Origin of the sequence: Enterobacter cloacae complex sp. P13B (genome assembly GCF_014895915.1) — a bacterium.
GTDB classification, from domain to species: Bacteria; Pseudomonadota; Gammaproteobacteria; order Enterobacterales; family Enterobacteriaceae; genus Enterobacter; species Enterobacter bugandensis.
This window is the reverse complement of record NZ_JADBQN010000015.1, coordinates 1-23,690: the sequence shown is the minus strand read 5'-3', so window position 1 is coordinate 23,690 and position 23,690 is coordinate 1. Positions and strand designations below refer to the sequence as shown.

Annotated in this window: 21 protein-coding genes; 17 read left to right on the top strand and 4 right to left on the bottom strand. The window is 54.3% G+C overall.

All coding sequences use genetic code 11. From position 1 onward, the window contains the following. Window positions 1–2: 2 nt before the first annotated feature. The 3 genes from rbsA to kup form a co-directional block, all read right to left on the bottom strand. Window positions 3–1,508, bottom strand: coding sequence for a ribose ABC transporter ATP-binding protein RbsA (gene rbsA / locus IM273_RS08370; RefSeq protein ID WP_041911754.1), 1,506 nt, complete (start codon window positions 1,506–1,508; stop codon window positions 3–5). A gap of 7 nt (window positions 1,509–1,515) precedes the next feature. Continuing rightward, entirely contained in the window at window positions 1,516–1,935 is a 420-nt protein-coding gene (gene rbsD / locus IM273_RS08365; RefSeq protein WP_003862392.1) for a D-ribose pyranase, read from the bottom strand. 226 nt (window positions 1,936–2,161) lie between these two features. Next, window positions 2,162–4,030: a low affinity potassium transporter Kup gene (gene kup, locus IM273_RS08360; RefSeq protein WP_193050947.1), complete on the bottom strand. Its 1,869-nt coding sequence runs from the start codon at window positions 4,028–4,030 to the stop codon at window positions 2,162–2,164. 221 nt (window positions 4,031–4,251) lie between these two features. Between kup and ravA the strand changes: the two genes are divergently transcribed. Together ravA and viaA are read left to right on the top strand one after the other, a co-directional pair. Continuing rightward, entirely contained in the window at window positions 4,252–5,748 is a 1,497-nt protein-coding gene (gene ravA / locus IM273_RS08355) for an ATPase RavA (RefSeq protein ID WP_045631286.1), read from the top strand. Continuing rightward, entirely contained in the window at window positions 5,742–7,193 is a 1,452-nt protein-coding gene (viaA, locus tag IM273_RS08350; RefSeq protein ID WP_193050946.1) for an ATPase RavA stimulator ViaA, read from the top strand. Before ravA ends, viaA begins: the two co-directional genes overlap by 7 nt. Here the strand turns inward: viaA and asnA are convergent, their stop codons facing one another. Then, the gene (gene asnA, locus IM273_RS08345) at window positions 7,194–8,186 is read right to left on the bottom strand and encodes an aspartate--ammonia ligase (protein ID WP_193050944.1); all 993 of its coding nucleotides are present in this window, start codon (window positions 8,184–8,186) and stop codon (window positions 7,194–7,196) included. 151 nt (window positions 8,187–8,337) lie between these two features. On the opposite strand from asnA, the gene asnC reads away from it, so the two are divergent. From asnC to glmS, 15 genes are all read left to right on the top strand, one after another. After that, entirely contained in the window at window positions 8,338–8,796 is a 459-nt protein-coding gene (gene asnC, locus IM273_RS08340) for a transcriptional regulator AsnC (protein ID WP_008500198.1), read from the top strand. A gap of 90 nt (window positions 8,797–8,886) precedes the next feature. Next, on the top strand, window positions 8,887–9,336 hold the full coding sequence (mioC, locus tag IM273_RS08335) for an FMN-binding protein MioC (protein WP_063437515.1): 450 nt from the start codon (window positions 8,887–8,889) through the stop codon (window positions 9,334–9,336). 374 nt (window positions 9,337–9,710) lie between these two features. Further along, window positions 9,711–11,600: a tRNA uridine-5-carboxymethylaminomethyl(34) synthesis enzyme MnmG gene (mnmG, locus tag IM273_RS08330; protein ID WP_193050942.1), complete on the top strand. Its 1,890-nt coding sequence runs from the start codon at window positions 9,711–9,713 to the stop codon at window positions 11,598–11,600. Window positions 11,601–11,707: 107 nt separating this feature from the next. After that, window positions 11,708–12,331 carry a 16S rRNA (guanine(527)-N(7))-methyltransferase RsmG gene (rsmG, locus tag IM273_RS08325; RefSeq protein WP_049001577.1) on the top strand — a complete coding sequence of 208 codons (624 nt, stop codon included), beginning with the start codon at window positions 11,708–11,710 and terminating at the stop codon, window positions 12,329–12,331. A gap of 616 nt (window positions 12,332–12,947) precedes the next feature. Then, the gene (gene atpI, locus IM273_RS08320) at window positions 12,948–13,328 is read left to right on the top strand and encodes a F0F1 ATP synthase subunit I (protein ID WP_008500194.1); all 381 of its coding nucleotides are present in this window, start codon (window positions 12,948–12,950) and stop codon (window positions 13,326–13,328) included. An 8-nt stretch (window positions 13,329–13,336) separates the two neighbouring features. After that, entirely contained in the window at window positions 13,337–14,152 is an 816-nt protein-coding gene (atpB, locus tag IM273_RS08315; RefSeq protein WP_028014916.1) for a F0F1 ATP synthase subunit A, read from the top strand. A gap of 49 nt (window positions 14,153–14,201) precedes the next feature. Beyond that, a complete protein-coding gene (gene atpE, locus IM273_RS08310) occupies window positions 14,202–14,441 on the top strand; it encodes a F0F1 ATP synthase subunit C (protein ID WP_000429386.1) in 240 nt (79 codons plus the stop codon). 48 nt (window positions 14,442–14,489) lie between these two features. Next, on the top strand, window positions 14,490–14,960 hold the full coding sequence (atpF, locus tag IM273_RS08305; protein WP_003862370.1) for a F0F1 ATP synthase subunit B: 471 nt from the start codon (window positions 14,490–14,492) through the stop codon (window positions 14,958–14,960). Between the two features lie 14 nt (window positions 14,961–14,974). Then, on the top strand, window positions 14,975–15,508 hold the full coding sequence (gene atpH, locus IM273_RS08300) for a F0F1 ATP synthase subunit delta (RefSeq protein WP_003862369.1): 534 nt from the start codon (window positions 14,975–14,977) through the stop codon (window positions 15,506–15,508). A gap of 12 nt (window positions 15,509–15,520) precedes the next feature. Beyond that, window positions 15,521–17,062 (top strand): F0F1 ATP synthase subunit alpha, encoded by a 1,542-nt coding sequence (gene atpA / locus IM273_RS08295; RefSeq protein WP_003862367.1) that lies wholly within the window; start codon window positions 15,521–15,523, stop codon window positions 17,060–17,062. A 51-nt stretch (window positions 17,063–17,113) separates the two neighbouring features. After that, complete coding sequence (gene atpG, locus IM273_RS08290) at window positions 17,114–17,977, top strand: F0F1 ATP synthase subunit gamma (protein ID WP_003862364.1); 864 nt, start codon at window positions 17,114–17,116, stop codon at window positions 17,975–17,977. Window positions 17,978–18,008: 31 nt separating this feature from the next. Continuing rightward, on the top strand, window positions 18,009–19,391 hold the full coding sequence (gene atpD, locus IM273_RS08285) for a F0F1 ATP synthase subunit beta (protein ID WP_003862362.1): 1,383 nt from the start codon (window positions 18,009–18,011) through the stop codon (window positions 19,389–19,391). 20 nt (window positions 19,392–19,411) lie between these two features. Further along, the gene (locus IM273_RS08280) at window positions 19,412–19,831 is read left to right on the top strand and encodes a F0F1 ATP synthase subunit epsilon (protein ID WP_003862360.1); all 420 of its coding nucleotides are present in this window, start codon (window positions 19,412–19,414) and stop codon (window positions 19,829–19,831) included. A gap of 138 nt (window positions 19,832–19,969) precedes the next feature. After that, window positions 19,970–21,340, top strand: coding sequence for a bifunctional UDP-N-acetylglucosamine diphosphorylase/glucosamine-1-phosphate N-acetyltransferase GlmU (gene glmU, locus IM273_RS08275; RefSeq protein ID WP_045631290.1), 1,371 nt, complete (start codon window positions 19,970–19,972; stop codon window positions 21,338–21,340). Between the two features lie 223 nt (window positions 21,341–21,563). Next, on the top strand, window positions 21,564–23,393 hold the full coding sequence (gene glmS, locus IM273_RS08270; protein ID WP_193055541.1) for a glutamine--fructose-6-phosphate transaminase (isomerizing): 1,830 nt from the start codon (window positions 21,564–21,566) through the stop codon (window positions 23,391–23,393). Window positions 23,394–23,690 lie beyond the last annotated feature (297 nt).

Here is a 23,690-nt window from a genome sequence, read left to right as displayed (position 1 = left end):
TCTTACTCCTGATTCACGCGATTAAGCTTGCCCACAGCGGCAGCCATCAGAACTTCCTGGGTGGCCTGCTCGCGAGTGAATTCACCGCCGAGATGCCCTTCATGCATGACGATAATGCGATCGCTCATGCCTAATACTTCTGGCATCTCGGAAGAGACCAGAATGATGCTCAGACCGTCGGCCTTGAACTGGTTAATCAGCTGATAGATCTCTTTTTTCGCGCCCACGTCCACGCCGCGGGTTGGCTCGTCGAGGATCAACACCTTCGGGCGCGTCATCAGCCCGCGGGCAATCGCCACTTTCTGCTGATTCCCGCCGGACAGCAGGCCAATAGCCTGCTCCATCGACGGGGTTTTAACGTTGAAGAGACGGATAAAATCACTGACCGCCTGCTGCTCATCTTTATGCTTCAGGCTGCCGCCGCTATGGCTGAAATAGCGCAGCGCGGTCAGGGACATATTCTCTTTCACCGACATGCCCAGCACTAAGCCGTCGCGCTTGCGGTCTTCGGAGATATAGACAATGCCGTTCGCCAGCCCGTCCTGCGGCGAGCGGGTCACCACTTCATGGCCGTCAAGGGTAACGTAACCGCTGGTGCGCGGCAGTGCGCCGTACAGCACTTTCATCAGTTCGGTACGGCCCGCGCCCATCAGGCCCGCCACGCCCAGGATCTCGCCCTGACGCAGGGTAAAGGTCACATCATTTACGCCTGGGCCGCAGAGGTTATCTACCTTCAGGCGGATCTCGCCCGGCGCTTTATCCAGATGCGGATATTGGTCTTCGAGCTTACGTCCCACCATCATTTCGATCAGCGTATCTTCGGTCAGCGTCGCCACTTCGCGCTCGGCGATAAACTGGCCGTCGCGGAAGACGGTCACGTCGTCGCAAATTTCGAAGATCTCTTTCATGCGGTGAGAGATATAGACAATGCCGCGCCCCTGCGCTTTCAGTTCGCGGATCACGCGGAACAGGGATTCGGTTTCGGTATCGGTCAGGGCATCGGTCGGTTCATCCATAATGATGACCTTCGACTCGAAGCTCAGCACCTTCGCGATTTCCACCATCTGCTGATCGCCGATGGAGAGGTCGCCCACCAGGCGGTCGCTCTTAAAGCGCAGGTTCAGCTTCGCCAGCAGCTTGTCCGCTTCCGCGTACATGGTTTTCCAGTCGATTTTGCCGAACCGGTTCACGAACTCGCGGCCCAGGAAGATGTTCTCCGCAATGGTCAGCTGCGGGATCAGGTTCAGCTCCTGGTGAATAATGCCAATGCCCGCTTCCTGAGAGGATTTCGGGCCGTTAAAGGTGGTTTCTTTACCCAGCCAAACGAGTGAACCGGCATCGCGCTGGTAGATCCCGGTCAGCACTTTCATCATGGTGGATTTGCCGGCACCGTTTTCGCCCACCAGCGCCATCACGCGTCCTGGGTAGACGTTAAGCGCCGCACCGGAGAGGGCTTTTACGCCCGGGAACGACTTATCGATCCCTTTGAGTTGCAGTAATGCGTCCATGATGGCCTCAGAAGGTGACGCCAGCACAGAGAATGATATTCGCATACGGGGAACACTCCCCGCTGCGAATCACCGCCTGACTGTCTGCGGTTTGTTGTTTGAACTGTTCGTGCGTTGTGTAACGAATTTCTATGGTGTTTCCCTGGTGTTGTTGCAGTTGCTCAATGTGGCTGAGCAACGTTTCGTGGAGTTGCGGATTATGTTGTTTGATTTCCGCCGCGAGAATGGCCGCCTCAACCTGCATCTCCGCCGTCACCACCTCCAGTACCTGCATAAACGAGGGCACGCCCTGCGTTAACGCCATATCGATACGGGTTGTGCTGCGCGGAACCGGTAAGCCTGCATCGCAAACCACCAGCGTATCGGTATGCCCAAGACGGGAAATAACCGATGAGATTTCTGAGTTGAGAACCGTGCCTTTCTTCATTTTCTTGCTCCACTAGCGAAACGTTTCGCTAAAAATAGTGTAGCCGCATAAATGTTCAGAAAACCATCATGACGTAACGGATTTGTGATCAACGTCGAAACGTTTCGCTAAGTGAAATGGAGGGGAGGTAAATGCAAAACGGTAACCGTCAGGTTACCGTTTTAGATGTTTGCGCCCTCTCCCTGTGGGAGAGGGACGGGGTGAGGGCATCAGGCCGCACGGAGACTTAAATCTCGACCTGCGTCCCCAGCTCAATGACGCGGTTAGGCGGGATCTCAAACTGGTCAGGCGCGCGCAGGGCGTTACGCTGCAGGATCAGATACAGCTTGCCGCGCAGACGCAGGTACCACGGGCGCTTGCCGATGATCAGCGACTCGTGCGACATAAAGAACGACGTCTCCATCATCCGGCAGCTTAACCCTTCCAGACCGCAGCGGTGGAACACCTCTTCCACGTTCGGCGTTTCGCGCCAGCCGTAGCTCGCCACCACGCGCCAGAAGGTCGGGGACAGCTGCTCAATCTGTACGCGGCGCACGTTGTGAACGTACGGCGCATCTTCGGTGCGCAGCGTCAGCAGGATCACGCGCTCGTGCAGCACTTTGTTGTGCTTAAGGTTATGCATCAGCGCAAACGGGATCACATTCAGGGCACGAGACATGTAAACCGCGGTACCCGGCACGCGCACCGGCGGGGATTTCTCAAGCGACGCGATCATCGCCTCCAGAGAATTACCGTGCTCATGCATGCGGCGCAGCAGGCGGAAGCGCTCGCTTTTCCATGTGGTCATGACAATGAACATCAACAGGCCCAGCGTCAGCGGCAGCCAGCCACCGGAGACAATTTTGTCGAGGTTCGCAGAGAACAGCGGCACGTCAATGCACAGGAAGCCCACCAGAATCATCCCCACGAGGAACTTATTCCAGTGCCAGTTGCGGTACGCCACCGTGGTGGAGAGAAGCGACGTCAGCACCATCGTACCGGTCACGGCAATACCATAGGCCGCCGCCAGATTACTGGAGTGTTCGAAGCTAACAATCACGATCACAACAGCAAAATAGAGCAGCCAGTTAACGAACGGGATGTAGATCTGGCCCGACTCCATCTCTGAGGTATGGATGATGCGCATTGGCGAGAGATATCCCAGACGAACGGCCTGACGGGTCAGAGAGAACACCCCGGAAATCACCGCCTGAGAGGCTATCACGGTCGCCAGCGTTGCGAGGATCAGCATAGGCACCAGCGCCCAGTCAGGTGCCAGCAGGAAGAATGGGTTCTTAATCGCTTCCGGGGTCTTGAGCAACAGCGCGCCCTGGCCGAAGTAGTTCAGCACCAGCGACGGGAGCACCACAATAAACCATGCCACGCGGATAGGCAGCTTCCCGAAATGCCCCATGTCAGCATAGAGCGCCTCCACACCGGTAATGGAGAGCACGACCGCACCCAGCGCCACGAAGGAAACCACTTTGTATTCAAGGAAGAAATGCACCGCCCAGTAAGGGTTTAGCGCATGCAGCACTTCCGGGTTCGCGATAATGCTGCGTAAACCGAGCGCCGCCAGGATCAGGAACCAGGCAAGCATAATCGGCGCAAACAGTTTGCCCACCAGCCCGGTACCGTGTTTCTGGATCATGAACAGCAGCGTCAACACGATGATTGCCAGCGGGACAACCCAGGCATCAAGCTGCGGGGCAATAATCTCCAGCCCTTCAATCGCCGAGAGCACCGAGATAGCCGGTGTTATCACCACTTCCCCGTAGAAGAAGCTGCCACCTATCAGGCCGATAATCACCAGCACAGACGTCATTCTGGCCGAGGTATTGCGACCGGCAAGGGACATCAGGGTCAGGATCCCGCCTTCGCCCGCATTATCTGCACGCATAACGAAGGAGAGATATTTAACGGAAACGACCAGAATCAGCAGCCAGAAGATGAGGGACAGGAAGCCAAACACGGCATCGCGCTCAACACCAAAGCCAAACTGGCCGGACAAACATTCACGAAGCGTATAAAGTGGGCTGGTGCCGATATCACCGTAGACAACCCCGATCGCCGCAAGCGTTATTGCGGGTAATGATTGCTTATTATCAGTGCTCATAGACTAGTCTTTTCGTTTAAATAACAAATGTGTTCCTGTCCCTTGGTCCACAAAAAGCGCACAGTATGCACGATTCATTGCAAAATCGTACCCCTAAATGCAACCGCATTAATGTAGCGCAAAGAAAATTGCGCCGCACTTCAGCCTATTACCAGCCCTGACTGAAACGTCTATACTCGCTTCAATTGGCCGCCACAACGGCGAAAGGATGCAAAACTATTATGGCTCACTCACATTTATTAGCAGAAAGAATTTCCCGCCTCAGCAGCGCGCTGGAGAAAGGCCTTTACGAGCGTAGCCACGCCATTCGCCTTTGCCTGCTGGCGGCATTGAGCGGTGAAAGCGTATTTCTGCTGGGACCGCCAGGCATTGCCAAGAGTTTGATTGCACGCCGCCTAAAGTTCGCTTTCCAGAACGCTCGCGCATTTGAATATTTGATGACGCGCTTCTCCACGCCAGAAGAAGTTTTCGGCCCGCTTTCTATTCAGGCGCTGAAAGATGAAGGGCGCTATGAGCGTCTGACGGCGGGCTATCTCCCGGAAGCGGAAATCGTCTTTCTTGATGAGATCTGGAAAGCCGGCCCGGCCATTCTGAATACCCTGCTGACGGCAATCAACGAACGTCGCTTCCGCAACGGCGCGAGCGAAGAGAAGATCCCCATGCGCCTGCTGGTGGCCGCGTCAAACGAACTGCCCGAAGCCGACAGCAGCCTGGAAGCGCTGTATGACCGCATGCTGATCCGCCTGTGGCTGGATAAAGTCCAGGATAAATCAAACTTCCGTTCAATGCTGGTGAGCCAGCAGGACGAAAACGAAAACCCGGTGGCACCTTCACTGCAGGTGACGGACGAGGAGTACCATCAGTGGCAGGACGAGATCGGCAAAATTAAGCTGCCCGACGCCGTCTTTGAGCTGATCTTCATGCTGCGCCAGCAGCTTGATTCCCTGCCTTCCGCCCCGTACGTCTCAGATCGTCGCTGGAAAAAAGCGATCCGTCTGCTCCAGGCCAGCGCGTTGTTCAGCGGTCGCGACGCGGTCGCCCCTATCGATCTGATCCTGCTAAAAGACTGCCTCTGGCACGACGCAGAAGGCATGAACCTGATGCAGCAGCAGCTGGACGTTTTGATGACCGGGCACGCCTGGGGGCAGCAGGCGATGCTCAACCAGCTGGGGGCGATTGCCCAACGGCGCATTCAGCTCCAGCAGCAGCAAAGCGATAAAACCGCGCTAAAAGTGAACCGACTGGGCGGCATGTTCGCCCGCAAACCGCATTACGAGCTACCCGCCGATCTGACCGGCACGACGCTGACACTGCTGCTCCAGCAGCCCCTCAAGCTGCATGATATGCAGGTGGTGCACATTACGATTGAGCGCGAGCCGCTGGCGCAGTGGCTGGATAAGGGCGGGGAGATCCGCGGAAAGCTCAACGGCATCGGTTTCGCGCAGCCGCTGAATATGGAAGTGGACAGCAGTCAGCACCTGGTGATCCGCGACGTGAGCCTTCAGGGATCGCGTCTTGCGCTTCCCGGCACCGCCTCGGACAGCGTGCCGGAAGAGATTAAACAACAGCTGGAAGCGCTGGATACCGAATGGCATCAGCAGCACACCCGCTTCAGCGAGCAGCAAAAATGCCTCTTTATTCATAGCGACTGGCTAGGTCGCATTGAAGCCAGCCTGCAGGACGTCAGCGCGCAGATCAAACAGGCGCGTCAATGCTAACGCTGGACACGCTCAATATGATGCTGGCCGTCAGCGAGGAAGGGTTGATCGAGGAGGTGGTGATTACCCTTCTGGCATCGCCGCAGCTGGCGGCCTTCTTTGAAAAATTCCCGAAGCTCAAAAAAGCGATGACGGACGATCTCCCGCGCTGGCGCGACAATCTGCGGCAGCGGTTTAAGGAGACAGAAGTCCCGCCCGAACTGACGGAGGAAGTCGCGGCCTATCAGCAGTGTCAGCGGCTATCGACGCCACAGTTTGTCGTCCAGATCCCGCAAACCCTTACCCTGCTCGATAAAGTCCACTCTCCGTTTGCCAGCCAGGCCAGAACGCTGGTCACAGAAAACGTCACCTTTACCCCGGCGCTGCACACCCTCTTTTTACAGCGCTGGCGCCTGAGCCTGGTCGTCCAGGCTACCACGCTGAACCAACAGCTTCTGGATGAAGAACGGGAACAGCTGCTCAGCGAAGTCCAGGAACGCATGACGCTGAGTGGCCAGCTCGAAGAGGTGCTGGTAGAAAATGAAAACGCCGCTGGTCGCCTCTGGGATATGAGCGCCGGGCAGCTGCGGCGCGGGGATTATCAGCTGATCGTGAAGTACGGCGACTTTCTTACCCAGCAGCCGGAGCTGATGAAGCTCGCGGAACAACTCGGCCGCTCGCGAGAGGCCAAATCGGTCCCAAAGAAGGATGCCCCGATGGAAACCTTCCGCACCCTTGTACGCGAACCGGCTACCGTGCCGGAGCAGGTCGACGGACTCCAGCAAAGCGATGACATCCTGCGCCTGCTGCCGACCGAGCTAAGCACGCTGGGGATGACCGAACTGGAGTATGAGTTTTACCGTCGGCTGGTGGAAAAACAGCTTCTCACCTATCGGCTGCACGGCGAAGCCTGGCGAGAGAAGCTCAGCCAGCGCCCGGTCGTGCATCAGGACTTTGATGAGCAGCCGCGCGGGCCGTTTATTGTCTGCGTGGATACGTCCGGCTCAATGGGCGGCTTTAACGAGCAGTGTGCGAAGGCGTTCTGTCTGGCGCTGATGCGCGTGGCGCTCGCTGACCGCCGTCGCTGCTTTATCATGCTCTTCTCCAGTGAAGTCGTGGGCTACGAGCTGACGAACCAGCAGGGCATTGAGCAGGCCATCCGCTTTTTAAGCCAACGTTTTCGCGGCGGCACCGATCTGGCCAGCTGTTTTCGCAGCATTGTAGAACGGATGCAGGGCGGCGACTGGTACGACGCTGACGCGGTGGTGATTTCCGATTTCATTGCCCAGCGGCTGCCGGAAGATGTGGTAAATAAAGTGAAGGAGCTGCAACGCGTGCACCAGCACCGTTTTCATGCCGTGGCGATGTCCGCACATGGAAAACCCGGCATCATGCGCATCTTCGATCATATCTGGCGCTTTGATACCGGGTTACGTAGCCGCCTGCTCAGACGCTGGCGGCGTTAATTAAAGAAGAGAACCGACGCTTTCACGTACCTGCTGCGGCCAGACGCCACACTGCACCTGACCAATGTGAGACAGTTGCAGCAACAGCATGGTCAGACGGGACTGCCCGATACCGCCGCCGATGGTCTGCGGCATTTCACCGCGCAACAGCGCCTGATGCCACTCTAATTTAAGGCGATCTTCATCACCGGTCACCGCCAGTTGGCGCTTCAGCGCCTCTGCATCCACGCGGATCCCCATCGAAGAGAGCTCAAACGCATCTTCCAGAACCGGGTTCCAGACCAGAATATCGCCGTTCAGACCGGCATATTCGCTTTCGCCCGCGGTGCTCCAGTCATCATAATCCGGCGCACGAACGTCGTGACGTTTGCCATCAGACAGTTTGCCGCCGATGCCAATCAGAAATACCGCGCCCAGTTCTTTAGCGATCGCCCGCTCGCGGCCTTTGGCATCCAGATCCGGGAAGCGGCTCAGCAGTTCCTGGCTGTGGACAAAGTGGATCGTATCCGGCAGGAACGGTACCAGACCAAACTCTTTGCTCACGGCCGCTTCGGTCGCTTTGATCCCCGCGTAGATCGCCTCAACGGTGGATTTCAGCGTGCCGACGTGGCGTTCACCATCTCCCATTACTCGCTCCCAGTCCCACTGGTCAACGTAGACAGAGTGAATCGGGGAGAGGCGGTCTTCATCGGGGCGAAGGGCTTTCATGTGCGTGTAGAGCCCTTCGCCCGCGCTGAAGTCGTGTTGTCCCAGGGTTTGACGCTTCCACTTCGCCAGGGAATGCACCACTTCGAACTGGGCGTCTGGCAGTGTTTTCACTTTCACCTGTACCGCTTTTTCGCATCCAGACAGGTTATCCTGCGTCCCGTCACCCACGCGGCTAAGAATCGGCGCCTGAACTTCAATAAGACCAAGCTTCTCTTCCAGTTGGCGGGAAAAATGGGATTTTACGAAACTGATCTGGCGTTGTTTTGCGATGTAAGCGGTTTTCATTATTTATACTCCTGCGTCCTGTTGATAATGATTAAGCAACGGAACCGACACTTAATTCAATAACCCATCAACAAAAAGCCACCTTCACTTTTGATTCGTTAAAATAAGACGCTAGAATAGACGTATTCATTAATCTTCATAAGAAAAAGCTATGGAAAATTATCAGATCGACAATCTGGACCGCGGCATCCTTGAGGCCTTAATGGCCAATGCCCGTACAGCCTACGCCGAACTGGCGAAACAGTTTGGCGTCAGCCCGGGAACCATTCACGTTCGCGTAGAGAAGATGAAGCAGGCAGGGATCATTACCGGTGCGCGCATCGACGTCAGCCCGAAGCAGCTGGGTTACGACGTCTGCTGCTTCATCGGCATTATTCTTAAAAGCGCAAAAGATTACCCCTCCGCGCTGGCAAAACTGAACGCGCTCGATGAAGTCACCGAGGCTTACTACACCACCGGGCATTACAGCATCTTTATTAAGGTGATGTGCCGATCCATCGATGCCCTCCAGCAGGTACTTATCAACAAGATCCAAACAATCGATGAAATTCAGTCCACCGAGACACTGATCTCCCTGCAAAACCCGATCATGCGTACCATCCGCCCGTGATCGGGCAAATTCATTCCCACATTTTCCACAGGTAGATCCCAGCTCGTTCACAGCGTACAATGATCCCCTCTTTATCTGAGCGAGCGATCAATGGCGGACATTACCCTTATCAGCGGCAGCACTCTTGGCGGTGCGGAATACGTAGCGGAACATCTGGCTGAGAAGCTGGAAGATGCAGGCTTTTCTACACAAACGCTGCACGGGCCGCTGCTTGAAGATCTCCCGGTTGACGGGGTCTGGCTGCTGATCACCTCCACGCACGGCGCGGGCGATCTGCCGGATAACCTGCAACCTTTATATGACGAACTGCTGGAACAGCAGCCCGACCTGTCAAACGTCCGTTTTGGCGCAGTGGGGATCGGCAGTCGTGAATATGACACCTTTTGCGGGGCAATAGAGAAGGTCGAAGCCGCTGTTACCGCTTGCGGAGCAAAACAGCTGGGTGAAACGCTCAAGATCAACATCCTCGATCATGACATTCCGGAAGATCCAGCCGAGATCTGGCTCGCGGAATGGAAAAATTTACTCAAAAACGATTAAAGATCGCGCGAATAGATGTGGATAACTCTGGTTAAAAGCTCGTATTAACCCGTAGTTATCCAAAGAACAACCCTAGCTTCGTTTTTAGCCTGTGTATAAAGTCGCGATCTGATCCCAGCTTATACGGTCCTGGATCACCGATCATTCACAGCAAACGATCCTTCCTAACTGCATGATCTTATTTGCAGGATCGGACTTATCCACACGTGTCCGCGATCCTAATAAGAGATCACAATAGAACAGATCTCTAAATAAAAAGATCTTCATTTTAATAGCCCAGGATCCCAATGCTTTCTCGAAAGACTAAAGTTGAGTAGAATCCACGGCCCGGGCTTCAATCCATTTTCATACCGCTTTACGCGAGGCAGACCACCATGTTTTATCAGGATCCTTTTGACGTCATCATCATTGGCGGGGGTCATGCAGGCACTGAGGCCGCAATGGCCGCAGCGCGAATGGGTCAGCAGACCCTGCTTTTGACACACAATATCGACACGCTGGGACAAATGTCCTGTAATCCGGCGATTGGCGGCATTGGGAAAGGACACCTGGTAAAAGAAGTGGATGCACTTGGCGGCCTGATGGCGAAAGCGATCGATCATGCGGGCATTCAGTTTAGGATACTAAACGCGAGTAAAGGCCCTGCTGTTCGCGCCACTCGTGCGCAGGCAGACCGCGTGCTTTACCGCCAGGCCGTGCGCACCGCGCTGGAGAACCAGCCGAACCTGATGATCTTCCAGCAGGCGGTAGAAGATCTTATCGTTGAGAACGATCGCGTCGTTGGCGCCGTGACCCAGATGGGCCTCAAGTTCCGCGCCAAAGCCGTGGTGCTGACGGTCGGGACATTCCTGGACGGCAAAATCCATATTGGTCTGGACAACTACAGCGGTGGCCGTGCTGGCGATCCGCCGTCCATTCCGCTGTCTCGTCGTCTGCGTGAACTGCCGCTGCGCGTCAGCCGTCTGAAAACCGGCACGCCGCCGCGTATCGATGCGCGCACCATTGATTTCAGCGTACTGGCCCAACAGCACGGCGATAACCCGATGCCGGTTTTCTCGTTCATGGGCAACGCGGCGCAACACCCGCAGCAGGTACCGTGCTACATCACGCATACCAACGAAAAAACCCATGACGTGATCCGCAATAACCTCGACCGCAGCCCAATGTACGCTGGCGTGATCGAAGGGATCGGCCCACGTTACTGCCCGTCGATCGAAGACAAAGTGATGCGCTTTGCCGATCGTAACCAGCACCAGATCTTCCTGGAGCCGGAAGGGCTGACCTCGAACGAAATTTACCCGAACGGCATCTCCACCAGCCTGCCCTTCGACGTGCAGATGCAAATTGTTCGCTCAATGCAGGGGATGGAGAATGCGAAAATCGTTCGCCCTGGCTACGCTATTGAGTACGATTTCTTCGACCCGCGTGACCTGAAGCCGACGCTGGAGAGCAAATTCATCCACGGTCTGTTCTTCGCGGGTCAGATTAACGGCACCACCGGCTACGAAGAAGCGGCTGCACAGGGCCTGCTTGCCGGTCTGAACGCAGCCCGCTTCTCTGCCGAGATAGAGGGCTGGGCGCCGGCGCGTTCTCAGGCCTATCTGGGCGTTTTGGTCGACGATCTCTGCACGCTGGGCACCAAAGAACCGTACCGTATGTTTACCTCTCGCGCGGAATATCGTCTGATGCTGCGCGAGGATAACGCCGACCTGCGTCTGACCGAGATAGGCCGCGAGCTGGGTCTGGTGGATGACGAACGCTGGGCGCGCTTCAACGAGAAGCTGGAACGTATTGAACAGGAACGTCAGCGCCTGAAAACCACGTGGGTAAACCCACAGGCGGAAACCGCTGCCGAAGTGAACGCTCACTTAACAGCGCCGCTGTCGCGTGAAGCCAGCGGCGAAGATCTGCTGCGTCGTCCTGAAGTCACCTACGAGAATCTGGTCAAACTGACCGCGTTCGCACCGGGCCTTGAAGACGCTGAAGCTGCCGAGCAGGTCGAAATTCAGGTGAAGTACGAAGGCTACATCGCGCGTCAGCAGGATGAGATCGAAAAACAGCAGCGCAACGAAAACACGCTGCTGCCGGAAATGCTGGACTACCGTCAGGTGACGGGCCTTTCCAACGAAGTGATCGCTAAGCTGAACGATCACAAACCGGTATCGATTGGCCAGGCCTCCCGTATCTCGGGCGTTACGCCGGCGGCGATTTCGATCCTGCTGGTGTGGCTGAAAAAGCAGGGCATGCTGCGCCGTAGCGCGTAATTGACATTGCTTTTGGCGGGTGGCGCTTCGCTGACCCGCCCTACTTATTCGTAGGCCCGGTAAGCGGCAGCGCCACCGGGCAAAAAAACTCTCAACAGGTATTCACCGTGCTCAACAAACTCTCTCGTCTGCTGGATCAGGCAGGTATTTCGCTCACCGATCACCAGAAAAACCAGCTGGTGGCGTATGTCGATATGCTGAACAAATGGAATAAAGCGTACAACCTGACGTCTGTGCGCGATCCCAACGAGATGCTGGTTCGCCATATTCTCGATAGTATCGTGGTGGCGCCGTACCTGAAAGGTGAACGTTTTATCGACGTGGGGACGGGGCCGGGTTTGCCGGGCGTTCCGCTGTCGATTGTCCGACCTGAGAGCCATTTCACGCTGCTGGACAGCCTGGGCAAGCGCGTGCGCTTTTTACGCCAGGTTCAGCATGAACTGAAGCTCGATAACATCACGCCCGTACAGAGCAGGGTAGAGGAGTTTCCGGCAGAGCCGCCGTTTGACGGCGTTATCAGCCGTGCGTTTGCTTCGCTCAATGACATGGTGAGCTGGTGTAAGCATCTGCCGGCAGAAGATGGCCGTTTTTATGCGCTGAAAGGACAGCTGCCCGGTGATGAAATTGAACAGCTTCCGGACGGTTTTAGCGTTGAAACCATCGAGAAATTAAACGTTCCGCAGCTCGACGGTGAACGTCATCTGGTGATAATTAAGCCAAACAATTTTTAAAAAAATAATAAAAAATGTGGAATTTGTGCTGTTCTGAGTATGTTAAAAAACAGCACAACTAACCGGGATTAACCAGAGAGCGTTTAACCGCTTTTTTACCAGGGATTTTCTTGCGGTTAACCTCAAGTCGATTATTCATCGCGAAGATAGTCAACTATGAAAATATCAGCCTGCTAAAAGTGGAAGGCTGTAACCAGAACGCAATGTTAATTATTTATTAAGAATGTCAATAAAAGGTTTTTATTGTGTACGGGGCTGTTTTGAAAATAGTTGCGATATTTTGTGTTTAATTTCAGAAAGATAATCCTGGGCGATTTACGGCTTTGATAAATACAACCTTATCGCAAATGTGTGTTTTGTGATCTCGTGCACGCTTTGTAGTCAACGTTTTCGCGCTGTTTGCAGTTTTGCTCGAAGGTCGGTGCTTTCTACGAAAGTTAAAAAATAGCGCTGGGGAAAAATATTTAAACATTTATTCACCTTTTCGCTACTTAATGTTTGAAATCACGGGTACGCACCGTATAATTTGTCCGCTTTTTGATGCTTGACTCTGAGCCTTAAAGGACGTTTTATACGACACGCGGCATACCTCGAAGGGAGCAGGAGTAAAAACGTGATGTCTGTGTCGCTCTTGAGTAGAAACGTTGCTCGTAAGCTTCTGTTCATTCAGTTTCTGGCTGTGATAGCAAGTGGACTGCTGTTTAGCCTCAAAGACCCCTTCTGGGGCATCTCCGCCGTGTGCGGGGGTTTGGCGGTCGTGCTGCCAAACGTGTTGTTTATGATTTTTGCCTGGCGTCATCAGGCGCATACACCCGCCAAAGGCCGCGTGGCCTGGTCCTTCGCCCTCGGCGAAGTGTGTAAGGTGTTGCTGACCTTTGCTCTACTGGTGATGGCGCTGGCGGTTTTGAAAGTGGTATTCATGCCGCTGATAGCAACGTGGGTTTTGGTGCTGGTGGTACAAGTTCTGGCTCCAGCTGTAATCAATAACAAAGGGTAAAAGGCATCATGGCTTCAGAAAATATGACGCCGCAGGATTACATAGGTCACCATCTGAATAACCTTCAGCTGGACCTGCGTACATTCTCGCTGGTGGATCCACATAACCCCCCGGCCACCTTCTGGACGATCAACATCGACTCCATGTTCTTCTCGGTGGTTTTGGGTCTTCTGTTCCTGGCCATGTTCCGCAGCGTTGCTAAAAAAGCGACCAGCGGTGTTCCAGGGAAATTCCAGACGTTCGTTGAGATGATCATCGGCTTCGTCCATGGCAGCGTGAAAGACATGTACCATGGTAAGAGCAAGCTGATTGCTCCGCTGGCCCTGACCGTGTTCGTTTGGGTCTTCCTGATGAACCTGATGGACCTGCTGCCAATTGACCTGCTGCCGTTCATCGGCGAGCACATCTTCGGCCTGCCTGCGCTGCGTGTTGTACCGTCTGCGGACGTGAACATCACCCTGTCTATGGCGCTGGGCGTGTTTATCCTGATTCTTTTCTACAGCATCAAAATGAAAGGCGTAAGCGGCTTTGTGAAAGAGCTTACCTTGCAGCCGTTCAACCACTGGGCGTTTATTCCGGTCAACCTGATCCTGGAAGGCGTTAGCCTGCTGTCCAAACCTGTTTCACTGGGTCTGCGACTGTTCGGCAACATGTATGCGGGTGAGCTGATTTTCATTCTGATCGCGGGTCTTCTGCCGTGGTGGTCACAGTGGGTTCTGAATGTGCCATGGGCCATTTTCCACATCCTGATCATTACGCTGCAAGCCTTTATCTTCATGGTTCTGACGATCGTCTATCTGTCGATGGCGTCTGAAGAGCACTGATTTTTTACCAACACTACTACGTTTTAATTGAAACAAACTGGAGACTGTCATGGAAAACCTGAATATGGATCTGCTGTACATGGCTGCCGCTGTGATGATGGGTCTGGCGGCTATCGGTGCTGCGATCGGTATCGGCATCCTCGGAGGTAAATTCCTGGAAGGCGCAGCGCGTCAACCTGATCTGATTCCTCTGCTGCGTACTCAGTTCTTTATCGTTATGGGTCTGGTGGATGCTATCCCAATGATCGCTGTAGGTCTGGGTCTGTACGTGATGTTTGCTGTCGCGTAGTAGTTGTTTTAAAACCCCAAGCCACAGAAATTTAAGAGGTATTGTGCTGTGAACATGAACGCAACAATCCTCGGCCAGGCCATCGCGTTTATTCTCTTTGTCTGGTTCTGCATGAAGTATGTATGGCCGCCTTTAATGGCTGCCATCGAAAAACGTCAGAAAGAAATTGCTGACGGTCTGGCTTCCGCAGAACGCGCTAAGAAAGATTTGGACCTTGCACAGGCCAACGCGACAGACCAGCTGAAAAAAGCGAAAGCTGAAGCTCAGGTAATCATTGAACAGGCTAACAAGCGCCGTTCTCAGATCCTGGACGAAGCCAAAGCTGAAGCAGAACAGGAACGTACTAAGATCGTGACACAGGCTCAGGCTGAAATTGAAGCTGAGCGTAAACGTGCTCGTGAAGAACTGCGTAAGCAGGTTGCGATTCTGGCTGTTGCTGGCGCCGAGAAGATCATCGAACGTTCCGTGGATGAAGCTGCTAACAGCGACATCGTGGACAAACTTGTCGCTGAACTGTAAGGAGGGAGGGGCTGATGTCTGAATTTGTTACGGTAGCTCGCCCCTACGCCAAAGCAGCTTTTGACTTTGCTGTCGAACACCAAAATGTCGATCGCTGGCAGAATATGCTGGCGTTTGCCGCTGAGGTGACGAAAAACGAACAAATGGCCGAGTTGCTTTCCGGTGCGTTAGCGCCTGAAACCCTCGCCGCGTCGTTTATCGCCGTGTGCGGAGAGCAACTGGATGCCAACGGCCAGAACCTGATTAAGGTGATGGCAGAAAATGGTCGTCTCCGTGTGCTCCCGGATGTTCTCGAGCAGTTTGAGCACTTACGTGCCCTCAGTGAAGCTACCGCTGAAGTTGAAGTAACTTCCGCAACTGAACTGAGTGACGAACAGCTTGCGAAAATCACCGCCGCGATGGAAAAACGTCTGTCACGCAAAGTTAAGCTGAATTGCAAAATCGATAAGTCTGTAATGGCAGGCGTAATCATCCGCTCGGGTGATATGGTCATTGATGGCAGCGTACGCGGCCGTCTTGAGCGCCTTGCAGACGTCTTGCAGTCTTAAGGGGACTGGAGCATGCAACTGAATTCCACCGAAATCAGCGAACTGATCAAGCAGCGCATTGCTCAGTTCAATGTTGTGAGTGAAGCTCACAACGAAGGTACTATTGTTTCTGTAAGTGACGGTGTTATCCGCATCCACGGCCTGGCCGATTGTATGCAGGGTGAGATGATTTCCCTGCCGGGTAACCGTTACGCTATCGCACTGAACCTGGAGCGCGACTCCGTAGGTGCAGTTGTGATGGGTCCATACGCTGACCTCGCCGAAGGCATGAAGGTTAAGTGTACTGGCCGTATTCTGGAAGTGCCGGTTGGCCGTGGCCTGCTGGGTCGCGTTGTTAACACCCTGGGTGCGCCAATCGACGGTAAAGGTCCGGTTGAGCACGATGGCTTCTCCCCAATCGAAGTTATCGCACCAGGCGTTATCGACCGTCAGTCCGTTGATCAGCCAGTGCAGACTGGTTATAAGTCCGTTGACGCCATGATCCCAATCGGTCGTGGTCAGCGTGAACTGATCATCGGTGACCGTCAGACCGGTAAAACCGCGATGGCAATCGACGCCATCATCAACCAGCGTGACTCCGGCATCAAATGTGTGTACGTGGCTATCGGCCAGAAAGCGTCCACCATTTCTAACGTGGTTCGTAAACTGGAAGAGCACGGCGCACTGTCTAACACCATCGTTGTGGTAGCAACCGCGTCTGAATCTGCTGCACTGCAATACCTGGCGCCATACGCCGGTTGCGCAATGGGCGAATACTTCCGTGACCGCGGTGAAGATGCGCTGATCGTATACGATGACCTGTCTAAACAGGCTGTTGCTTATCGTCAGGTTTCCCTGCTGCTCCGTCGTCCACCAGGACGTGAAGCATTCCCGGGCGACGTATTCTACCTCCACTCTCGTCTGCTGGAGCGTGCTTCCCGCGTTAACGCGGAATACGTCGAGAACTTCACCAAAGGTGAAGTGAAGGGCAAAACAGGTTCTCTGACCGCGCTGCCGATCATTGAAACCCAGGCGGGTGACGTTTCTGCGTTCGTTCCGACCAACGTAATCTCCATTACCGATGGTCAGATCTTCCTGGAAACCAACCTGTTTAACTCCGGTATTCGTCCTGCGGTTAACCCGGGTATCTCCGTATCCCGTGTGGGTGGTGCTGCTCAGACCAAGATCATCAAGAAACTGTCCGGTGGTATCCGTACCGCGCTGGCACAGTATCGTGAACTGGCTGCGTTCTCTCAGTTCGCATCCGATCTGGACGAAGCAACCCGTAAACAGCTGAGCCACGGTCAGAAAGTGACCGAGCTGCTGAAGCAGAAACAGTACGCTCCAATGTCTGTTGCTCAGCAGGGCCTGGTACTGTTCGCGGCTGAACGCGGTTACCTCGAAGATGTGGAACTGGCGAAAATCGGTAGCTTCGAAGCCGCTCTGCTGGCTTACGTCGACCGTGATCACGCTCCGCTGATGCAAGAGATCAACCAGACCGGTGGCTATAACGACGAAATCGAAGGCAAGCTGAAAGCTATCCTCGATTCCTTCAAAGCAACCCAATCCTGGTAATCGTCCGGCGGCTTGTCTCAGGGCAAGCCGCCTGGCATTGAGGAGAAGCTCATGGCCGGCGCAAAAGAGATACGTAGTAAGATCGCAAGCGTCCAGAACACGCAAAAGATCACTAAAGCGATGGAGATGGTCGCCGCTTCCAAAATGCGTAAATCGCAGGATCGCATGGCGGCCAGCCGTCCTTATGCAGAGACCATGCGCAAAGTGATTGGTCACCTTGCAAACGGTAATCTGGAATATAAGCACCCTTACCTGGAAGAACGCGACGTTAAGCGCGTGGGCTACCTGGTGGTGTCGACTGACCGTGGTCTGTGTGGCGGCTTGAACATTAACCTGTTCAAAAAACTGCTGGCGGATATGAAAGGCTGGTCTGATAAAGGCGTTCAGTGCGATCTGGCACTGATTGGCTCTAAAGGCGTCTCTTTCTTTAACTCCGTTGGTGGCAACATTGTCGCTCAGGTGACCGGTATGGGTGATAACCCGTCCCTGTCCGAACTGATCGGCCCGGTTAAAGTGATGTTGCAGGCCTACGATGAAGGCCGTCTGGACAGACTGTACGTTGTCAGCAACAAATTCATTAACACCATGTCTCAGGTTCCAACGCTCACTCAGATGCTGCCGTTACCGGCATCAGAAGATGACGAGCTGAAGCAGAAAGCCTGGGATTACCTGTATGAACCCGATCCGAAACCGCTGCTGGATACCCTGCTGCGTCGTTACGTTGAATCTCAGGTTTATCAGGGCGTTGTAGAAAACCTGGCCAGCGAGCAGGCCGCACGAATGGTGGCGATGAAAGCCGCGACCGATAATGGCGGCAGCCTGATTAAAGAGCTGCAGTTGGTTTACAACAAAGCTCGTCAGGCCAGCATTACTCAGGAACTCACCGAGATCGTCTCGGGGGCCGCCGCGGTTTAACCAGGTTTACGAATTACGTAGAGGATTCAAGATGGCTACTGGAAAGATTGTCCAGGTAATCGGCGCCGTGGTGGACGTCGAGTTCCCTCAGGACGCCGTACCACGCGTGTACGACGCGCTTGAGGTACAGAATGGTAACGAGAGCCTGGTGCTGGAAGTTCAGCAGCAGCTCGGCGGCGGTATCGTGCGTACCATCGCCATGGGTTCTTCCGACGGTCTGCGTCGTGGTCTGGAAGTTAAAGACCTTGAGCACCCGATCGAAGTCCCGGTAGGTAAAGCAACACTGGGTCGTATCATGAACGTATTGGGTCAGCCAATCGACATGAAAGGCGACATCGGTGAAGAAGAGCGTTGGGCTATCCACCGCGCGGCACCTTCCTACGAAGAGCTGTCCAGCTCTCAGGAACTGCTGGAAACCGGCATCAAAGTTATCGACCTGATGTGTCCGTTTGCGAAGGGCGGTAAAGTTGGTCTGTTCGGTGGTGCGGGTGTAGGTAAAACCGTAAACATGATGGAGCTGATCCGTAACATCGCGATCGAGCACTCCGGTTACTCCGTGTTTGCGGGCGTAGGTGAACGTACTCGTGAGGGTAACGACTTCTACCACGAAATGACCGACTCCAACGTTCTGGACAAAGTATCCCTGGTTTACGGCCAGATGAACGAGCCACCAGGAAACCGTCTGCGCGTTGCGCTGACTGGTCTGACGATGGCTGAGAAATTCCGTGACGAAGGCCGTGACGTTCTGCTGTTCGTTGATAACATCTATCGTTACACCCTGGCCGGTACCGAAGTATCTGCACTGCTGGGTCGTATGCCTTCAGCGGTAGGTTATCAGCCTACGCTTGCGGAAGAGATGGGTGTTCTTCAGGAACGTATCACTTCTACCAAAACAGGTTCTATCACCTCCGTTCAGGCGGTATACGTACCTGCGGATGACTTGACTGACCCATCTCCAGCAACCACCTTTGCGCACTTAGACGCAACCGTGGTACTGAGCCGTCAGATCGCGTCTCTGGGTATCTACCCGGCCGTTGACCCGCTGGACTCCACCAGCCGTCAGCTGGATCCACTGGTTGTTGGTCAGGAACACTACGACACCGCGCGTGGCGTACAGTCCCTGCTGCAGCGTTACCAGGAACTGAAAGACATCATCGCCATCCTCGGTATGGATGAGCTGTCTGAAGAAGACAAACTGGTGGTAGCACGTGCGCGTAAGATCCAGCGCTTCCTGTCCCAGCCGTTCTTCGTTGCGGAAGTATTCACCGGTTCTCCGGGTAAATACGTTTCCCTGAAAGACACCATCCGTGGCTTTAAAGGCATCATGGAAGGCGAATACGATCACCTGCCAGAGCAGGCGTTCTACATGGTTGGTTCCATCGAAGAAGCCGTGGAAAAAGCCAAAAAACTTTAACGCCTTAATCGGAGGGTGATATGGCAATGACTTACCACCTGGACGTCGTCAGCGCAGAGCAACAAATGTTCTCTGGTCTGGTCGAGAAAATCCAGGTAACGGGCAGTGAAGGTGAACTGGGTATTTTCCCGGGTCACGCACCGCTGCTCACCGCCATTAAGCCTGGTATGATCCGCATCGTTAAACAGTTCGGTCACGAAGAGTTTATCTATCTGTCCGGCGGCATTCTTGAAGTGCAGCCTGGCAGTGTGACCGTTCTGGCCGATACCGCTATTCGTGGCCAGGATCTCGACGAAGCGCGAGCCCTGGAGTCGAAGCGTAAGGCTGAAGAGCACATTAACAGCTCTCATGGCGACGTGGATTACGCTCAGGCGTCTGCGGAGCTGGCCAAAGCGATCGCGAAACTGCGCGTTATCGAGTTGACCAAAAAAGCGATGTAACACCGGCTTGAAAAGCACAAAAGCCAGTCTGGATACCAGACTGGCTTTTTTTTTCATCCTTAATTCATGATGAAAAAGATGTAGAATTTTAGGCATCAAACGTTTTTACTTCTCACTCAAACTACCGTCAGGATGCGTATGTCAAACAGTGCGATGAGCGTGGTGATCCTTGCCGCTGGCAAAGGTACCCGCATGTATTCCGATCTGCCTAAAGTGCTCCACACGCTGGCAGGAAAGCCAATGGTGCAGCATGTCATTGATGCAGCGAATGAACTAGGTGCCCGTCAGGTTCACCTGGTCTACGGCCACGGCGGCGATCTGCTTAAAAAGACGCTGAGCGATGATGCGCTCAACTGGGTGCTTCAGGCTGAACAGCTGGGTACCGGTCATGCGATGCAGCAGGCTGCGCCATTCTTTGCCGATGACGAAGATATTCTGATGCTCTACGGTGATGTTCCGCTGATTTCCGTTGAAACGCTGACTCGCCTTCGTGCAGCCAAGCCGCAGGGCGGCATCGGTTTATTGACCGTTGTGCTGGACGATCCAACGGGCTATGGCCGTATCACGCGTGAAAACGGCAACGTAACGGGTATCGTTGAACATAAAGATGCCAGTGATGAACAGCGCAAGATTCAGGAGATCAACACCGGCATCCTGATTGCCAATGGCGCTGACATGAAGCGCTGGCTCTCTCAGCTCGACAACAATAACGCGCAAGGTGAGTACTACATCACCGACATCATTGCGATGGCGTATCACGAAGGGCGTGAGATCGCCGCCGTTCATCCGGCGCGCATCAGCGAAACGGACGGCGTGAATAACCGCCTGCAGCTTTCCCGTCTTGAGCGTATTTATCAGTCCGAGCAGGCAGAGAAGCTGCTGCTTGCTGGCGTCATGCTGCGCGATCCGGCGCGTTTCGATTTGCGCGGCACCGTGTCTCACGGGCGCGACGTTGAGATCGATACTAACGTTATTCTTGAAGGCAACGTCACGCTGGGCAACCGTGTCAAAATTGGCGCCGGCTGCGTGATTAAAAACAGCGTTATCGGCGACGACTGCGAAATCAGCCCGTACAGCGTGGTGGAAGATGCTCACCTTGAAGCAGCGTGTACCATCGGCCCGTTTGCGCGTCTGCGCCCGGGCGCTGAGCTGCTGGAAGGCGCGCACGTGGGCAACTTCGTGGAAATGAAAAAAGCGCGTCTGGGTAAAGGCTCGAAAGCCGGTCATTTGACCTATCTGGGCGACGCGGAGATTGGCGATAACGTGAATATTGGTGCAGGAACCATTACCTGTAACTATGACGGCGCCAATAAGTTTAAAACCATCATCGGCGATGACGTGTTCGTGGGCTCGGACACGCAGCTGGTGGCACCGGTTACCGTGGGTAACGGCGTGACCATTGCCGCCGGCACGACCGTCACGCGCGACGTAGCGGATAACGAGCTGGTGTTAAGCCGCGTGCCGCAGGTACACAAGCAGGGCTGGAAACGCCCGGTGAAGAAAAAGTAACAACAAGGCGGGTGGCGCTACGCTTACCCGCCTACGATTGAGTAGGCCTGATAAGGCGTAGCCGTCATCAGGCAAACCCGGGAGAGGAGATAAATATATATCTCCCCCCACAAGCAGTACCCATAAAAATAACCCCACTCTCTACAAGGCTCGGGGCGCCCGGAAAGGGTAAATACAGGTCAGCGACAACGCAGGCATAATGCCTAAATTCGGAATCTAAAATATGTGTGGAATTGTTGGCGCAGTTGCGCAGCGTGATATTGCTGAAATCCTTCTCGAAGGTTTACGTCGTCTGGAATACCGTGGTTACGACTCTGCCGGTCTGGCTGTCGTGGATGCAGAAGGGCATATGACCCGCCTGCGTCGCCTCGGTAAAGTGCAGATGCTGGCTCAGGCCGCGGAAGAACATCCGCTGCACGGTGGTACTGGTATCGCGCACACCCGCTGGGCGACGCACGGCGAACCGTCTGAAGGTAACGCGCACCCGCATGTGTCTGAACACATCGTGGTGGTGCATAACGGCATTATCGAAAACCACGAACCGCTGCGCGAAGAACTGAAAGCGCGCGGCTATACCTTCGTCTCTGAAACTGACACCGAAGTGATTGCTCACCTGGTTCACTGGGAGCTGGCACAGGGCGGTACGCTGCGTGATGCGGTGCTGCGCGCTATCCCTCAGCTGCGCGGTGCGTACGGTACGGTGATCATGGATTCCCGCGATCCATCTACCCTGCTGGCCGCGCGTTCCGGTAGCCCGATGGTTATCGGTCTGGGCATGGGTGAAAACTTTATCGCCTCCGATCAGCTGGCGCTCCTGCCGGTCACCCGTCGCTTTATCTTCCTGGAAGAGGGCGATATCGCCGAAGTAACTCGCCGCAGCGTGACCGTCTTCGATACCAAAGGCGAGCAGGTGAAGCGTCAGGAGATCGAATCTAACCTGCAGTACGACGCGGGCGACAAAGGCGCTTACCGTCACTACATGCAGAAAGAGATCTACGAGCAGCCAAACGCCATCAAAAATACCCTGACCGGGCGCATTAGCCACGGCGAGGTGGATCTGAGCGAGCTGGGGGCAAACGCCAACGAACTGCTCGGCAAGGTTGAACATATTCAGATCGTAGCCTGCGGTACTTCTTATAACTCCGGTATGGTCTCTCGCTACTGGTTTGAATCCCTGGCGGGCGTGCCGTGCGACGTGGAAATCGCGTCTGAGTTCCGCTATCGCAAATCTGCGGTGCGTCGTAATAGCCTGATGATCACCCTTTCCCAGTCCGGCGAAACGGCGGATACGCTGGCAGCGCTGCGTCTGTCTAAAGAGCTGGGTTACCTGGGCTCTCTTGCCATCTGTAACGTTCCGGGCTCTTCCCTGGTGCGTGAATCCGATCTGGCGCTGATGACCAAAGCGGGCACCGAAATCGGCGTGGCCTCCACCAAAGCGTTTACCACTCAGCTGACCGTTCTGCTGATGCTGGTGGCGAAGCTGGCGCGTCTGAAAGGCGAAGATGCTTCCGTTGAGCACGACATCGTTCACGGTCTCCAGGCGCTGCCGAGCCGTATTGAGCAGATGCTGTCTCAGGACAAACGCATTGAAGCGCTGGCGGAAGATTTCTCTGACAAACATCACGCCCTGTTCCTGGGTCGTGGCGATCAGTACCCTATTGCGCTGGAAGGCGCACTGAAGCTGAAAGAGATCTCCTACATCCACGCGGAAGCCTATGCGGCAGGCGAGCTGAAGCATGGCCCGCTGGCGCTGATTGACGCGGATATGCCGGTCATTGTTGTCGCACCGAACAACGAACTGCTGGAAAAACTGAAATCCAACATCGAAGAGGTGCGCGCCCGCGGCGGCGTGCTGTACGTCTTCGCTGATAAAGATGCCGGTTTCGTCAGCAGCGACAACATGCACATCATCGAGATTTTTTTTTTTTATGATTTGTTTGCAACGATCTTCTACACCGTTCCGCTGCAGCTGCTGGCTTACCACGTGGCGCTGATCAAAGGCACCGACGTTGACCAGCCGCGTAACCTGGCGAAATCAGTCACCGTAGAATAATCCCTTCTGTTAATGGCTACACGACGTGTAGCCATTTTTTCCTTACTTTTTTCTCATCAGCTTTCGCGTTGCTATTAATTCTCTTATTCTGACGTATTTCGTTACTTTATTGTGTGAATAATGACCGAAATTACGTCTAAGCATTAGTATTCTCTATTTTGATCACTAAACGATCAGTTTTTATTAACGGAATCCTAAAAATGGTTTGTTTATAAAAGATGTGTCCTTTTTATGTGTATACTGAAAAGGAATATTATTGATAAAGCAAAAATAATATTATATTTGTTTTTCTCTATT

What these genes read in the sequence shown, in the direction of transcription:
- rbsA (WP_041911754.1), bottom strand. Translation starts at nt 1,508, where the DNA reads ATGGACGCATTACTGCAACTCAAAGGGATCGATAAGTCGTTCCCGGGC.
- rbsD (WP_003862392.1), bottom strand. Translation starts at nt 1,935, where the DNA reads ATGAAGAAAGGCACGGTTCTCAACTCAGAAATCTCATCGGTTATTTCC.
- kup (WP_193050947.1), bottom strand. Translation starts at nt 4,030, where the DNA reads ATGAGCACTGATAATAAGCAATCATTACCCGCAATAACGCTTGCGGCG.
- ravA (WP_045631286.1), top strand. Translation starts at nt 4,252, where the DNA reads ATGGCTCACTCACATTTATTAGCAGAAAGAATTTCCCGCCTCAGCAGC.
- viaA (WP_193050946.1), top strand. Translation starts at nt 5,742, where the DNA reads ATGCTAACGCTGGACACGCTCAATATGATGCTGGCCGTCAGCGAGGAA.
- asnA (WP_193050944.1), bottom strand. Translation starts at nt 8,186, where the DNA reads ATGAAAACCGCTTACATCGCAAAACAACGCCAGATCAGTTTCGTAAAA.
- asnC (WP_008500198.1), top strand. Translation starts at nt 8,338, where the DNA reads ATGGAAAATTATCAGATCGACAATCTGGACCGCGGCATCCTTGAGGCC.
- mioC (WP_063437515.1), top strand. Translation starts at nt 8,887, where the DNA reads ATGGCGGACATTACCCTTATCAGCGGCAGCACTCTTGGCGGTGCGGAA.
- mnmG (WP_193050942.1), top strand. Translation starts at nt 9,711, where the DNA reads ATGTTTTATCAGGATCCTTTTGACGTCATCATCATTGGCGGGGGTCAT.
- atpI (WP_008500194.1), top strand. Translation starts at nt 12,948, where the DNA reads ATGTCTGTGTCGCTCTTGAGTAGAAACGTTGCTCGTAAGCTTCTGTTC.
- atpB (WP_028014916.1), top strand. Translation starts at nt 13,337, where the DNA reads ATGGCTTCAGAAAATATGACGCCGCAGGATTACATAGGTCACCATCTG.
- atpE (WP_000429386.1), top strand. Translation starts at nt 14,202, where the DNA reads ATGGAAAACCTGAATATGGATCTGCTGTACATGGCTGCCGCTGTGATG.
- atpH (WP_003862369.1), top strand. Translation starts at nt 14,975, where the DNA reads ATGTCTGAATTTGTTACGGTAGCTCGCCCCTACGCCAAAGCAGCTTTT.
- atpA (WP_003862367.1), top strand. Translation starts at nt 15,521, where the DNA reads ATGCAACTGAATTCCACCGAAATCAGCGAACTGATCAAGCAGCGCATT.
- atpG (WP_003862364.1), top strand. Translation starts at nt 17,114, where the DNA reads ATGGCCGGCGCAAAAGAGATACGTAGTAAGATCGCAAGCGTCCAGAAC.
- atpD (WP_003862362.1), top strand. Translation starts at nt 18,009, where the DNA reads ATGGCTACTGGAAAGATTGTCCAGGTAATCGGCGCCGTGGTGGACGTC.
- IM273_RS08280 (WP_003862360.1), top strand. Translation starts at nt 19,412, where the DNA reads ATGGCAATGACTTACCACCTGGACGTCGTCAGCGCAGAGCAACAAATG.
- glmU (WP_045631290.1), top strand. Translation starts at nt 19,970, where the DNA reads ATGTCAAACAGTGCGATGAGCGTGGTGATCCTTGCCGCTGGCAAAGGT.
- glmS (WP_193055541.1), top strand. Translation starts at nt 21,564, where the DNA reads ATGTGTGGAATTGTTGGCGCAGTTGCGCAGCGTGATATTGCTGAAATC.